Genomic DNA, 13,423 nt, shown 5'->3' on the forward strand with positions numbered 1-13,423 from the left:
AAGAGGGATGAAGAAACACATGTAGAAGCTATATGCTAAAATATACTGCGGTGAATATCTCTTACTTTTTTTGAAACGCAGATAAAATCGGGAAAAATAAAAAAAATAGAAAATACACATTAATGCACCAATAACCCCAAACTCAGATATTAACTTAGAAGAAATAAATGAGCCATCGTATATATTTAACATAGGGGCATCAAGTTCAGCTAAAATTTGTTGATATATTCCTATCTCCCCATTCACTCCCATTTGTTGAAAACCAATACCAAGACCATAACTTGTAATAAAATTCAAGAAAGCTCTTTCAATTCCTGAAAGATATACAAGCACTGATAGGTTCGTAGTATTTTTAAAATCAAGCCGCGATGTATAGTAAGAAATGTCTAAATCACTTAATATCATGGAAAAAATCCATGCCCCCAAAAGTATAACAATAGTTTGCCTTATAGTTATTTTTTTCATCACAAAAACACTAATCACAATGCCTACCAACATTGTTAAATTCTGGATACCTAACGCAATACCCAAAGATAATATATAGAGCAATAGTAGCCCCCCCCCTCTTGTATAGTATAAACAAAATGAAAAGATAGGTATAAAAACCAATGCAAATGCTGATGGTTCAGGAAAAAGAATCATACTTTTATCATGTATAATCTCAGTCTTCTGTAAAAGAATACTTATAATGCCAATAAGGCAAAGAAATGCGAACAAATAAAAGACGGATCTCTTAAGTATTTCTTCAGAACATAACCACAACGTCTGTGCATAACAAGAGGAGACGTATGCCATTATTAAGATGCTATATATTGAAAGTACAACTTTAAATGTTAAAGCCTGTTCAATATTAAATAGCATACTTAACAAACAGTTAAAACACAACAATATGAATAACGCTACTATTATTAGAAAATTATCTTTGCAAATATTTTTAGCTCTTAAAAAAACAAAAAGCAATGTAATTGAGATTATCGTTGAAATGCTAAAATTATCAACCCCTAATGTATAAAACAAAAAATCAGGGAAAACAAGAAAAAGTATAAATAAACATATAATTCTTTTTGTGCTATTTGATTCTTCTATTCTTATGCTCATACATAATCTCAATTATCTTTTTAGCCCAATTGTCCCAATGCAATATATTATTATATCTAATTCTTGCGTTTTGGGAGTAGTTTTGATAAGTCTCTACGGAACTAATTATTTTATGAATTGCATTTCCAAAGTGCTTATAGTCTAACGGGTCTTTAATTAATATCCCCGTCCTTTCGTTGATAACTATAGAACTGACTCCACCTGTATCTGTAGCGACAACAGGCAATCCAAAAGCAGCAGCTTCACAAAATACCATTCCATAACATTCAGCAATGGTTGGTAAAAGAAGTATATCAGCGTTAGATAACACATCGATGAATTTCTGATATTCGTCAACGTTATTTTTATCTACTTTATCAATTAATTCAACCCAAGTAGGTAAAATCTTTTGATTCGGAGTACATCCACAAATTTTTAGTCTAACATCGATCCCATATAACTGCCTTACATATTCAATTGCTTTCAAGGCTGTTTTCCCACCTTTTCTTTCCCAATCAACTCCCAAGAAAAGACAAGTATAACTATTCTTTTGAATTATATTTTTATTAGCAAAGTGAATATCATCAAATAAATTAGCCCCCCATGGTATTTCAACTAATTTATCAAAATCTAATCTGTAATAATTCCTGCAAAAATCCATTGCCCATTTAGATGGGAAAGATACTACTGTTGCTTTTTCAATAGCCTTGCGTTCGATTAAACTTGCATCCTCATCATTTATAATTGTTTTTTTATTTAAATTCGGATAATAGCTTTTTAATTGATCATATGTTGTATCCGATAGATATATTATTGGTATGGTTGTTTTTAAAAAAGCAATTTGTGAGGAACCTGCAGGTGCGATAATAAAATCCAAACCATCAATTTTTTTTAATTTCCTACCGAATATTCTACCGTAATACCTGGAAAGCAACTTCGAATGACTATAATCATATTCTTTTCCGAAACACCTTAATATTAATTTATATACTTTTAACATGTATATCATATAGCTATTTACCGGTCCTAATATTTCAATGGAAATATTTCTCTTCGATAATGCCTTTAGCATATAATAAGGTGTGCCAGACCAACTGGATGTAGATAGTGGATCATAAGCAGATAAAAAAGCCACTTTCATTAAATACCCTTTAATAACATATCAAACTATAGATTTATTAACACCATGATTAAGTGCATATTCTAATGGCATTTGCTACCTTTGTTTCGTTTGAAGTTAAACATAACATTCAAACATCTTTTCATCTTATTAAACTCACCTCTTCTAGCACGGTTAAATGCTACAACAAAAAGTGACAACCATACCGTCCAATAATATTGGGGATAAAACCTTTCTGTAATGACCAGCCTATTTTTTATTGAGCAAAGATCAGCCATCATGCTCTTTCCCCCATCAGTACTTGCACCTATTTTATGATAAACCAAACTTTCTGAGCAAATACCTAATTTAAAGTTCTTTGCTTTTGCTCTGAGGCAAATATCTAACTCTTCATAGTATAAAAAATATTCTTCATTCATCAATCCAACTGTTTCCAAACATTCTCTAGAGAAAAACATCGATGCGCCAATTATATAATCTATATCATTACTAATGACTTCATCATCATATTTTTTGGAAACTAATCTTCCCATTTCATAATTTTTTGTAGTGCATAACCATTTGTTATGCACCCCACCTAGTCCTTGCTGCATCTCTCTGTCGGCAAAATAGACTAAACGAGAACCGCAAATCCCTATACTTTTATCTGAATCACATTTACTAATTAAATGAGTTAAAGCCTCTTTATCCACTTCAGTATCATTATTCAGAACCCAGACGTATTTCATATTCTCCTGATTAAGAGCGAACTCTATGCCAATATTATTACCACTTGCGTACCCATTATTTTGCGGAGATTGTATTAATATGATTTTATCGTTTTCTAAGGTTTTATATTTATTTCTATCCTCATACTTCACCTCAATGATACTTTTATCAGCAATATATAATGAATTAAGATTTTCTTTTATAGTATCATATGAGTTATCCATAGAACAGTTATCAACAATGATAATTTTATAATCGCTAACATTTAAATCCATTAAACTTTTAACACAATTAATGGTATCTATAGCCCCATTCCAATTTAATACCACAATATATATCATCAGGCTACCCTTTTTTCATAAGATTATTACAACGATAACTCATATATAAAAGCATCAAAAAATCAATTATTACTCGAATTGTCCATAACCACGCAACACCAATAACCCCATATTCCTTTGAAATTATATATAACATTATCAAATAAGGAATAAATTCCATCATATGGATGTATGCAGTGTATTTTGCTTTTCCAAAGGCCTGTATGTTGGCAAAAGAGATTTGTGAATAACAGTTAAAAATATACCCTATAAGCATAATCCGTAATATTTCGACCGAAATCCCTGCATACTCAGCCCCCATCCACAATGTTAAAATAAACTTTGCGTAATAATATACAAATAAAACCAAAGGCATTACAATGACAGTCATTAATATATAAGCTTTTTTTTGCTCTGCATATGACGCTGTAAAATTCCTTGCATGACTTAATTTTGGAAAAACAGCTTTCCCAAGAGAGCCTGGAACTATTCCAAGCCTAGTTACCAGCTCATTAGGGACTGTGTAGAATGATATTTTTGATGCTCCCTGGATATGGGATAGAATAAATCTATCCATACTCGCTAATATAGGAGATATTATGTTACTTATAGTTACCCACCCGCCATATCTAAATAACCGCTTTAAAACAGTTATTGAAAAAAATGAGATATCGATAGTTATTCTTTCCCTGCTCATAATGTAGCTTAACCACAAGCATATAACTCTTGCAATCGCTACACCAATAATTGCAGAAAAAAGCGTTTGATTAATTAAAACAAATAATGCAGGTAACCCTGCAATTAAAGAATTCCCTACACTTTTTTGTATATTTAGAATCCCAAAATATTCCCGACCCTCAAGCTCTGCTAATAGTATTTGCGTGACTAAGAATACAGGTATCAGAGATGATAATAATACTAGAGACTTTATCGAATCGGCGTAATATATTGGTGAGATATTTAACAGTTCAATAATATCGCCTTTAAGCAGAAACACTCCCCCGCCTCCGATAAACCCTAAAAATATCACAGCGATAATAGAAGTTACTATTATCGTATTACAATCGTCCACTCTGTTTTTTAGTAATGCTATTTCACGCACAACAGCTCTTGTTAACCCAGCATCAAATATACTTGCATACCCTATAAAAATCATTGCTAACGTATACAAACCAAATAGTTCTACACCAATTTTCCTCGCAATTAATCCAAAGGCGGGAATTGCAATTAATGTTGGTATAAAGTAGCCCGCAACATTCCATATACTATGTTTTAAGAGAGACATTTCAAAACTCACTTAGTTCAAATCTTTCCCCATTTGCATCCTTATCAGACAGAGTGATCAGTGCTGTGCTCGGCCATTTAATATTAAGCAAGAGGTCATTCCATATAATATTTTTTTCATGTGATGGAGCATAATATTGATTCGTTTTATATAAAACTTCTGCTAAATCACTCAGCACCAAAAAACCATGTGCAAATCCCTCAGGAATCCACAACTGACGCTTATTCTCAGCAGACAAATTCACCCCAACCCATTTCCCAAATGTAGGTGACGATTTACGAATATCAACCGCAACATCAAAAACCTCGCCAACAACACAGCGCACCAGTTTTCCTTGAGCATAAGGTTCTAACTGATAATGAAGACCACGTAAAACACCTTTACTGGACTTAGAATGGTTATCCTGAACAAACTCAACCTTACGACCTACTGCTTCTTCAAAAATCCTCTGATTAAAACTCTCAAAAAAGAAGCCACGTTCATCCCCAAAAACTTTTGGTTCAAAAATCAGCACATCAGGAATTTCAGTTTTAATTACGTTCATCTTATTAATAACCTTTAATCATTTTGAGCAGATACTGACCATAAGCATTTTTCTTCAACGGTTCGGCTAATACTTTTACCTGCTCAGCATCAATAAACCCTTTACGATAAGCAATTTCTTCCGGACAGGAAACCTTTAGTCCCTGGCGCTCTTCAATGGTGGCAATGAAGTTGCTTGCTTCAATAAGACTTTGATGCGTCCCTGTATCCAGCCATGCATAGCCACGCCCCATCATAGCGACAGACAAACGTCCTTGTTCCATATAAATACGGTTAATATCGGTAATTTCCAGTTCACCTCGGGCAGAAGGCTTAAGGTTTTTCGCCATTTCCACAACGTCATTGTCATAGAAATAAAGCCCAGTAACCGCATAGTTACTTTTTGGTTCCAGCGGTTTTTCTTCCAGGCTAATTGCAGTACCGTTATTATCAAACTCCACGACACCATAACGTTCAGGATCATTAACGTGATAGGCAAATACCGTTGCACCACTTTCTTTGTTAACAGCTACGTCCATTAACTTCGGCAGGTCGTGGCCGTAGAAGATATTATCACCAAGTACCAAAGCACAATCATCACCACCAATAAACTCTTCACCGATAATAAACGCCTGCGCAAGACCATCCGGACTCGGTTGCACTTTGTACTGAAGATTCAGGCCCCACTGGCTCCCGTCACCCAGCAGTTGTTGAAAACGAGGAGTATCCTGTGGTGTACTGATAATCAGAATATCGCGAATACCCGCTAACATCAGTGTAGAGAGCGGGTAATAGATCATCGGTTTATCATAAATCGGTAACAGCTGTTTACTGACGGCCATCGTCACAGGATAAAGACGAGTACCAGAACCACCCGCCAAAATAATACCTTTACGCGTTTTCATTTCATCATTCCTTTTAATACATCTTGCTCCACCATTACGAACAAGATGCAAAAACTATTAAATTGCTGTAGTCGTAAATAATTCGTTAAGCATTCGTTTCACGCCAACCTGCCAGTCAGGCAAGACAAGCGCAAAGTTCTGCTGAAATTTTTCTGTATTAAGGCGAGAGTTATGTGGACGACGAGCTGGTGTAGGATAGGCTGTTGTTGGTACTGCGTTGAGCTTGTTGAGTGCAAGGGGAATGCCTGCTTTGCGCGCCTCTTCAAAAACCAGCGCAGCATAATCGTGCCACGTTGTGGTACCACTAGCTACCAGATGGTACAAGCCTGCGACTTCCGGTTTATTCAGTGCCACACGAATAGCATGTGCCGTACAATCAGCCAGTAACTCTGCGCCAGTTGGCGCACCAAACTGATCATTAATAACGGCTAATTCTTCACGCTCTTTTGCCAGACGCAACATTGTTTTGGCGAAGTTATTTCCTTTACCTGCATAGACCCAGCTGGTCCGGAAAATAAGGTGCTTCGCACAATGCTCTTGTAATGCTTTTTCTCCCGCTAACTTGGTTTCACCGTAAACATTTAGCGGTGCGGTTGCATCCTCCTCCTGCCATGGTATTTCACCGGTCCCCGGAAATACGTAGTCAGTAGAGTAGTGAATAACCCAGGCGCCGACTTCATTGGCTGCTTTCGCGATCGCTTCGACACTCGTCGCGTTCAGTAATTGTGCAAACTTCGGTTCTGATTCTGCTTTGTCTACTGCGGTGTGAGCGGCTGCGTTGACAATAATATCAGGCCGAATGCTTCTTACGGTTTCAGCTACACCTTCAGGATTACTAAAATCACCACAGTAATCAGTGGAGTGAACATCAAGAGCAATCAAATTACCCAGAGGTGCCAGAGCACGCTGTAGTTCCCAACCTACCTGCCCTGTTTTGCCAAAAAGGAGGATATTCATTACTGGCGGCCCTCATAGTTCTGTTCAATCCACGATTGATAGGCACCACTTTTCACATTATCAACCCATTTTGTATTGGACAGGTACCATTCCACCGTTTTACGAATCCCACTCTCAAACGTTTCCTGTGGTTTCCATCCCAATTCGCGACCAATCTTCTCAGCATCAATCGCATAACGGCGATCGTGTCCCGGACGATCGGTAACATAAGTAATTTGCTCGCGGTAAGATTTCTCTTTCGGGACTATCTCATCCAACAAATCACAAATAGTGAACACTACGTCGATGTTTTTCTTTTCGTTGTGTCCACCAATGTTATAAGTTTCGCCCGCTTTACCTTCGGTTACGACGGTATATAACGCTCGAGCATGATCCTCTACATACAACCAGTCGCGGATCTGATCTCCTTTGCCATAAATAGGTAATGCCTTACCTTCCAGTGAATTAAGAATAACCAGTGGAATAAGCTTTTCCGGGAAATGATAAGGACCATAGTTGTTCGAGCAATTAGTCACAATGGTCGGTAAACCATAAGTACGTTTCCATGCGCGAACCAAATGATCGCTGGAAGCTTTAGAAGCAGAATATGGACTACTTGGCGCGTATGCTGTCGTTTCCGTAAATAGCGGCAACGTTTCATTGCTATTTACTTCATCCGGATGGGGTAAGTCACCATACACCTCATCAGTAGAAATATGATGAAAACGGAAGTTTTTTTTCTTTTCATCATCCAGACCAGACCAATAATTCCGAGCCGCTTCTAAAAGGACATAAGTACCCACAATATTGGTTTCAATAAATGCCGCAGGGCCTGTAATTGAACGGTCAACATGGCTTTCAGCTGCCAGGTGCATCACTGCATCCGGCTGATGCTGAGCAAAAATCCGTGCCATTGCAGCTGCATCACAAATATCCGCATGTTCAAAGAAATAGCGTTCAGAATCAGAAACATCTGCAAGTGATTCCAGGTTTCCGGCGTATGTTAATTTATCGACATTAACAACACTATCTTGCGTATTATTTATTATGTGACGAACAACAGCAGAACCAATAAATCCTGCGCCACCAGTAACAAGTATCTTCACTTTTTTATTCCATATAGCCAGAGAGCATGCTGTGAAATAGACTGCTCCAGATTTGATTAATAGATGCATTAATGCACGCTACCGCCCCTGGCTTAACCGCTACCAGAGCACTGCGTACATTTCCACGATGTGACGAGCGTAACCCACTCGTGCCAAATCCGAAAAATTCAAACGCTAATTGTCTTACCAAACAGCTGTAGAAACAAGGAAAATCCTGGAAAAATTTGAACTATGATTGCAAGCTAACATGCTGTTTTTATTGTACTTATAAAAAAGACAACGGCAGTGAGATTCAATGAGCAAAACTTATGCTATGAATCTTCACTGCCGTTTTTAATTACTTACTGACCGACACTTCCAGTCAGGAATTTGTTACTCGCTTAACAGCTTCTCAATACCTTTACGGAACTTCGCCCCTTCCTTCAGGTTACGCAGCCCATACTTCACAAACGCTTGCATATAACCCATTTTCTTTCCGCAGTCGTAACTGTCCCCAGTCATCAGCATTGCGTCAACTGCTTGTTTTTTTGCCAACTCAGCAATGGCATCAGTCAGCTGAATACGTCCCCATGCACCAGGCTGAGTACGTTCCAGTTCCGGCCAAATATCGGCAGAAAGCACATAGCGACCTACGGCCATGATGTCTGAGTCCAGCGTCTGCGGCTGATCCGGTTTTTCGATAAATTCAACAATGCGGCTGACTTTACCTTCACGATCCAGCGGCTCTTTAGTCTGAATGACGGAGTATTCAGAGAGGTCACCCGGCATACGTTTTGCCAGCACCTGGCTGCGGCCCGTTTCGTTGAAACGTGCAATCATGGCAGCAAGGTTGTAACGTAGCGGGTCGGCGCTGGCATTGTCGATCACAACGTCTGGCAGTACCACGACAAATGGGTTGTCACCAATGGCAGGTCGCGCACACAAAATGGAGTGGCCTAAACCTAAAGGTTCGCCCTGACGCACGTTCATAATGGTCACGCCCGGCGGACAGATGGACTGTACTTCCGCCAGCAGTTGACGCTTCACGCGCAGTTCAAGGAGAGATTCTAATTCATAAGATGTATCGAAGTGGTTTTCGACCGCGTTCTTGGACGCATGAGTTACCAGGAGGATTTCTTTGATCCCTGCAGCCACAATCTCGTCAACAATGTACTGAATCATTGGCTTGTCGACGATCGGTAGCATCTCTTTGGGAATCGCCTTAGTGGCAGGCAACATATGCATCCCTAGACCCGCTACAGGAATAACTGCTTTTAAATTCGTCATTATTTCATCCACCTGTAAAATGGTTGCTGAATTATAGCTTGTTCGATTTTTTTCGCCAGCATCAATTACCCTGAATTGATTACTGAATTACTTGTGATGTTACGCCGCTTCGTTGTGGATTGCAGTAGCATTGTTCCTAAGTATGACTCCATTTTTCCAGGAATGGTCGCAAATCTACTCTCTCCGTTCCGGCAATCTAAAGTTAATCTTTTCCACATTAACAATATGGTGATTAATCCTGTCGATATCGACGGAGCTTTGCCCTTTTTCATTCACCGCATGAACATTTGCAAGAGACAGCAGTGTTTCTTTTTTCGCCATAAACACGCCTCGAACGTCTTTGCGCATGTCAAAGTTCATGCTCAATGCTGGTCCAACTGAGGATTCCTGCATCACATTGATATTACGCATAAAAAGATGTTGCGGTTTGTTGTGTAACTCCAGCGACGCACGCTTCATCTCAATGTTAGTCAGCGCCACAAAGGAGACAGCATTCCCGGCGGAGATTTGGATGCCGCGCAATTTATAAGCAAGATGAGTATTATCCAATTGAATATCATTCACTCGGAAATTCTGCGGTATCGAGAGATATTTGCCTTTAATTACCCCATAGCCGATTAACATCCCGGCACTATTAATCATTTCAATATTATCAATCACAAAGTTGTCACAACCATAAATAGCAACTGTGGCGTTATCAATACCTGCTTTCTTACTGAAATCCGGCGTGATATTACGAGCTTTGATATTACGGATAACAAAATGTTTACCATTTTCAACATGGATCAGTTGCCGACAATCCGATCCCGTGATATTCGCCACGACAAAGTTTTTCACTGCCTGATCTTCTGGGTAATTATTATCATAAGTGCTTCCCGCAAGGCCTATGCCAATGCCCCAGTTGATTTTGCCATTAGTACAGTTGATGCGCTCGATGACATGGTCGGATATCAAAATATCACTGTCGTTAATCGCCACGTTCCATTCAATAGCGTCGCCCTGTAAGTCGCTGAACTTACAGTTGGTGATGTTGGCACCGATTATCTGGTTATGAAATCCCTGGCGTAAGATGGCGTAATTAGCGTGGCTAACGGTCAGGTTATCGATGGTCAGGTTGTGCATGACCCGTTTGTTTTTGCCGCCGATATAAATCTGCGTTACCGGACCAAAGCCGCTCATCGCCAGCCCTTTGATGGTGCAGTCAGAGCCGCGCACATCCAGGGTGATGTTATGCATACTGCCGCCCCCCTCCCCTGTCACCTGGCTGCCGTCCTGTAAGACAAATCGCCCTTTGCCGTTGCCGCGCAGGCTTCCAAGGATGTGTAACGTTTTGCCAGGAGGAATGAAGATGCCGGTGTTGATATTGTCACAAACCAATCCGGCGGGCACGACGACCGTTTGCCCTTCGCTGAAGGCTTGTTTAAATGAGGCGATCCAGTCGTGAGGGTTGTAGTCGTTAATGTTAACGCTTTGTTGAGCGGGAAGTGCGCGGGCGAAAGGCGTATGGAGGAAGGCAAGCACAGAACTTGCCGTCAGGAAGGTGCGTCGGGAGAGTTTTTTAAATGGCATGCGTTCTCCTCTATAAAGCCTGCAGCAAGCTGGCGAGTTCTCGATTGATCACCTGCTGGTTAAAATCGTGTTCGACTTTTTCGCGAGCACGTTTGACGACAGGAGCCAGTTCGTCGCTGTCCAGTTGGCTAAACGCCGCCAGTCGTTGCGCCAGTGCGCGAGCATCGTTCTCAGGCACCAGCCAGCCGGATTTGTCAGCCTCCACCAGTTCAGGAATTCCGCTATGCAGAGTAGAAACCACCGGAATACCGACCGCCATCGCTTCCATTAGCGCCACCGGAATACCTTCCATATCGCCATCCGCACCCGTAACCGATGGCAACAGGAAGACATCCGCGTCATCGAGCATCTCTTTCACTTCATGGCTCGGTTTAAAGCCCGGCATCTCCACCACATCTTCCAGTTGATATTGTTCGATGAGGGTGCGCAGGCGTCGTTCCCACGGGCCAATGCCGAGGATGCGATAGCGAAATGCCACGCCCTGCTCTTTCAACTGACGGCAGGCTTCAATCGCCACATGCAGGCCTTTTTTCTCGGTTAAGCGTGCGACGGAAATGATTTCCAGCGGCGTTGCAGGCGCTTTCACCGGACGCGGGCTAAAGCGCGTCATGTCCACGCCCATGCGCGATACGGCGATTTTTTCCCTCGGGCAGCCCATTTTTTGCAGCCTTCCGGCCCACAGATCGCTTATTGGTAGCATCAGGTCGCCACGGCGAAACAGTTGCTGATATTCGGGAGTGTAATGGTTGAGCACCTCCCGACTGGAGATATCAATGCCGTGGAAGATAGTGGCAATTTTGCCGCGAATGACACCCAGTTCGCGGAGTTTTGCTGCGGTTACCCCCGCAGGGCCAAAATGTGCGATAAAGACATCGGCATGTAACGATGTTGCGACCTGACCACAAATGGCAGACAAAATCAGGTTCCGCGACTCTGCGCCATAGCGTTTGAGGTTGAGCGCCTGCCAGGTATTTTTACGATGAATGCCGCGTAAGGTCTGGCTGGCTCGGTGGCGCAGCTTCGCCACTTTGCCCGTAGGTTCGTCCTGTAACCAGCGGGTTCTGGCGGCAAGGTTGTATTTCGTCCATGCCGCGTGGGTGTTTTGTGTGTCGCCTTTTTGCAACGCGACAATCTCCACCTCAAAGCCCATATCAATAAACGCAGTGATTTGGTTGAGGACGAAGGTTTCCGACGACAGCGGAAATTTCAATAAAAAGAAGCCGACCTTCATTTCACCTCCCCGATGCGCTCAAGCACAGACTGCACCATCTGCATTCCTGTCTGACGTTCGCGACTGACGGCTTCGTTAAGTCGTGCGTTCAGCGCCGGAAGTTGGCCTAAGGTATCCGCAACCATCGCTTGCAGGCTGCCGTCTAATAAATGACGGATATCAATCGCCATCTCCGGTAGTCCCAGCTGCTGCATGATCCCGGCGGATTTATGTTCATAGTTGATGGCAATCGCCGGGGTGGCAAAGTTCATTGAGATAATGGCGGAGTGCAGGCGCGTACCGACGGTGAGTTCACAGGCCCCCAGAATTTTGCCCATTTCCAGATCGTTGAGTTCATCCATCACCACGTGGTAACGGGCAGGATCGCTGATGTGCTGGCGCAGATTGAGCGCCACCATGCGGTCGTCTTTGTTATAGCTGTCGATGCCCGTACAGGTGGAGAGCGCAATCACCTGATAGCCTTCGTCGAGAATGCGATTGACCACCCCGGCAAAGGCTTTTTCATACGCTTGTTGAGTGGTGCCGAGGCGTTTGTCGAACGGTGCCAGTTCACGCAGGGTAATGGCCACCGCTTTCTGTTGTGCGGCAACGTCCAGCCAGTGTTGAACAGCATAGCTGGCGGTAAAGTCTTCTGTGTGGTGATCGACCAGCCACGCGGTATCGACGCCATGTTCAACTTTTGCGGTAGTGATATTGCTGCGTTTCATCAAATCAAGGCTGACCGATTCGCGCAGGATCAGCGCGTCGCAGTGACCAAAAACGTAGTTCGCCAGTTGGTTAAATTGCTTATCCTGGAACGGGCCGACGCTGTGACCAATCATAAACAGCGGCTTTTTCGCCATAAACGTGCAAAGCGCATGTTCAAACTGCGGCACGCCATAGAGATCGACAAAAAACGATCCGCCGACCTGAATAATGGCGTCGTAACCTGACAGCAGGCGCACGAAGTCAGTGAATCCCTGGGCGATGGCGATATTACGCAACTTGCCAGTGTCGGTGACGCGTGAGAGCAGTACCTGATGTTGGTAACGGCGACGGAGGACTTTTTTAACGCGCCCGACAACGCCCGCTGCACTGTTGTGTTGTTTCATTTGCAGGAACAGCGGATCGCCCATTACCGGGCGGTTGAGCAGCCAGGAAGAACTGACCGGATAGCGACTCATCACGTCCACTTCGGCATGTGGATTGAGGATATTGATGGCATCAAGTAAGCCGCGCAGGATGGCGCTGTCGCCGCGATTGCCGCAAGTGTGGTTGCCCAGAATAAGTAATTTCATTTTTTCCTCATAAATTTGATGCCAGGTGAGGCTGTGTTTGTTGTTTTCATTGCTGTTTTTTGCCTGATGCGACGCTGACGCGTCTTATCAGGCCTACAAGA

General features: G+C 42.2%; 11 protein-coding genes and 1 pseudogene. All 12 read right to left on the reverse strand.

What is annotated here, in order from left to right; translation table 11 throughout:
• Positions 1 to 35 precede the first annotated feature (35 nt).
• Positions 36 to 1,098, reverse strand: a pseudogene (locus G434_RS18450) (hypothetical protein).
• Entirely contained in the window at positions 1,070 to 2,218 is a 1,149-nt protein-coding gene (locus G434_RS18445; RefSeq protein WP_001296214.1) for a glycosyltransferase family 4 protein, read from the reverse strand. Before G434_RS18445 ends, G434_RS18450 begins: the two are co-directional and overlap by 29 nt.
• Before the next feature lie 62 nt (positions 2,219 to 2,280).
• Positions 2,281 to 3,246: a glycosyltransferase family 2 protein gene (locus tag G434_RS18440; RefSeq protein ID WP_000639413.1), complete on the reverse strand. Its 966-nt coding sequence runs from the start codon at positions 3,244 to 3,246 to the stop codon at positions 2,281 to 2,283.
• A gap of 4 nt (positions 3,247 to 3,250) precedes the next feature.
• On the reverse strand, positions 3,251 to 4,510 hold the full coding sequence (gene wzx, locus G434_RS18435; RefSeq protein WP_001296215.1) for an O25 family O-antigen flippase: 1,260 nt from the start codon (positions 4,508 to 4,510) through the stop codon (positions 3,251 to 3,253).
• Position 4,511: 1 nt separating this feature from the next.
• A complete protein-coding gene (rfbC, locus tag G434_RS18430; RefSeq protein ID WP_001100793.1) occupies positions 4,512 to 5,054 on the reverse strand; it encodes a dTDP-4-dehydrorhamnose 3,5-epimerase in 543 nt (180 codons plus the stop codon).
• Positions 5,055 to 5,058: 4 nt separating this feature from the next.
• Complete coding sequence (rfbA, locus tag G434_RS18425) at positions 5,059 to 5,937, reverse strand: glucose-1-phosphate thymidylyltransferase RfbA (RefSeq protein ID WP_000857525.1); 879 nt, start codon at positions 5,935 to 5,937, stop codon at positions 5,059 to 5,061.
• A gap of 57 nt (positions 5,938 to 5,994) precedes the next feature.
• Entirely contained in the window at positions 5,995 to 6,894 is a 900-nt protein-coding gene (rfbD, locus tag G434_RS18420) for a dTDP-4-dehydrorhamnose reductase (RefSeq protein WP_001023641.1), read from the reverse strand.
• Positions 6,894 to 7,979 (reverse strand): dTDP-glucose 4,6-dehydratase, encoded by a 1,086-nt coding sequence (gene rfbB, locus G434_RS18415; protein ID WP_000699407.1) that lies wholly within the window; start codon positions 7,977 to 7,979, stop codon positions 6,894 to 6,896. The genes rfbD and rfbB overlap by 1 nt, the downstream gene beginning before the upstream one ends.
• Before the next feature lie 372 nt (positions 7,980 to 8,351).
• Positions 8,352 to 9,245 carry a UTP--glucose-1-phosphate uridylyltransferase GalF gene (galF, locus tag G434_RS18410; RefSeq protein ID WP_000183040.1) on the reverse strand — a complete coding sequence of 298 codons (894 nt, stop codon included), beginning with the start codon at positions 9,243 to 9,245 and terminating at the stop codon, positions 8,352 to 8,354.
• 174 nt (positions 9,246 to 9,419) lie between these two features.
• Entirely contained in the window at positions 9,420 to 10,814 is a 1,395-nt protein-coding gene (gene wcaM, locus G434_RS18405) for a colanic acid biosynthesis protein WcaM (protein WP_001116066.1), read from the reverse strand.
• A 10-nt stretch (positions 10,815 to 10,824) separates the two neighbouring features.
• A complete protein-coding gene (gene wcaL, locus G434_RS18400; RefSeq protein WP_000862687.1) occupies positions 10,825 to 12,045 on the reverse strand; it encodes a colanic acid biosynthesis glycosyltransferase WcaL in 1,221 nt (406 codons plus the stop codon).
• The gene (gene wcaK, locus G434_RS18395; RefSeq protein ID WP_000770830.1) at positions 12,042 to 13,322 is read right to left on the reverse strand and encodes a colanic acid biosynthesis pyruvyl transferase WcaK; all 1,281 of its coding nucleotides are present in this window, start codon (positions 13,320 to 13,322) and stop codon (positions 12,042 to 12,044) included. Before wcaK ends, wcaL begins: the two co-directional genes overlap by 4 nt.
• Positions 13,323 to 13,423: the final 101 nt, after the last annotated feature.

This window comes from Escherichia sp. KTE172 (assembly GCF_000408845.1).
GTDB lineage: Bacteria > Pseudomonadota > Gammaproteobacteria > Enterobacterales > Enterobacteriaceae > Escherichia > Escherichia coli.

What these genes read in the sequence shown, in the direction of transcription:
- G434_RS18440 (WP_000639413.1), bottom strand. Translation starts at nt 3,246, where the DNA reads ATGATATATATTGTGGTATTAAATTGGAATGGGGCTATAGATACCATT.
- wcaM (WP_001116066.1), bottom strand. Translation starts at nt 10,814, where the DNA reads ATGCCATTTAAAAAACTCTCCCGACGCACCTTCCTGACGGCAAGTTCT.
- G434_RS18445 (WP_001296214.1), bottom strand. Translation starts at nt 2,218, where the DNA reads ATGAAAGTGGCTTTTTTATCTGCTTATGATCCACTATCTACATCCAGT.
- rfbA (WP_000857525.1), bottom strand. Translation starts at nt 5,937, where the DNA reads ATGAAAACGCGTAAAGGTATTATTTTGGCGGGTGGTTCTGGTACTCGT.
- wcaL (WP_000862687.1), bottom strand. Translation starts at nt 12,045, where the DNA reads ATGAAGGTCGGCTTCTTTTTATTGAAATTTCCGCTGTCGTCGGAAACC.
- rfbC (WP_001100793.1), bottom strand. Translation starts at nt 5,054, where the DNA reads ATGAACGTAATTAAAACTGAAATTCCTGATGTGCTGATTTTTGAACCA.
- wcaK (WP_000770830.1), bottom strand. Translation starts at nt 13,322, where the DNA reads ATGAAATTACTTATTCTGGGCAACCACACTTGCGGCAATCGCGGCGAC.
- wzx (WP_001296215.1), bottom strand. Translation starts at nt 4,510, where the DNA reads ATGTCTCTCTTAAAACATAGTATATGGAATGTTGCGGGCTACTTTATA.
- rfbD (WP_001023641.1), bottom strand. Translation starts at nt 6,894, where the DNA reads ATGAATATCCTCCTTTTTGGCAAAACAGGGCAGGTAGGTTGGGAACTA.
- galF (WP_000183040.1), bottom strand. Translation starts at nt 9,245, where the DNA reads ATGACGAATTTAAAAGCAGTTATTCCTGTAGCGGGTCTAGGGATGCAT.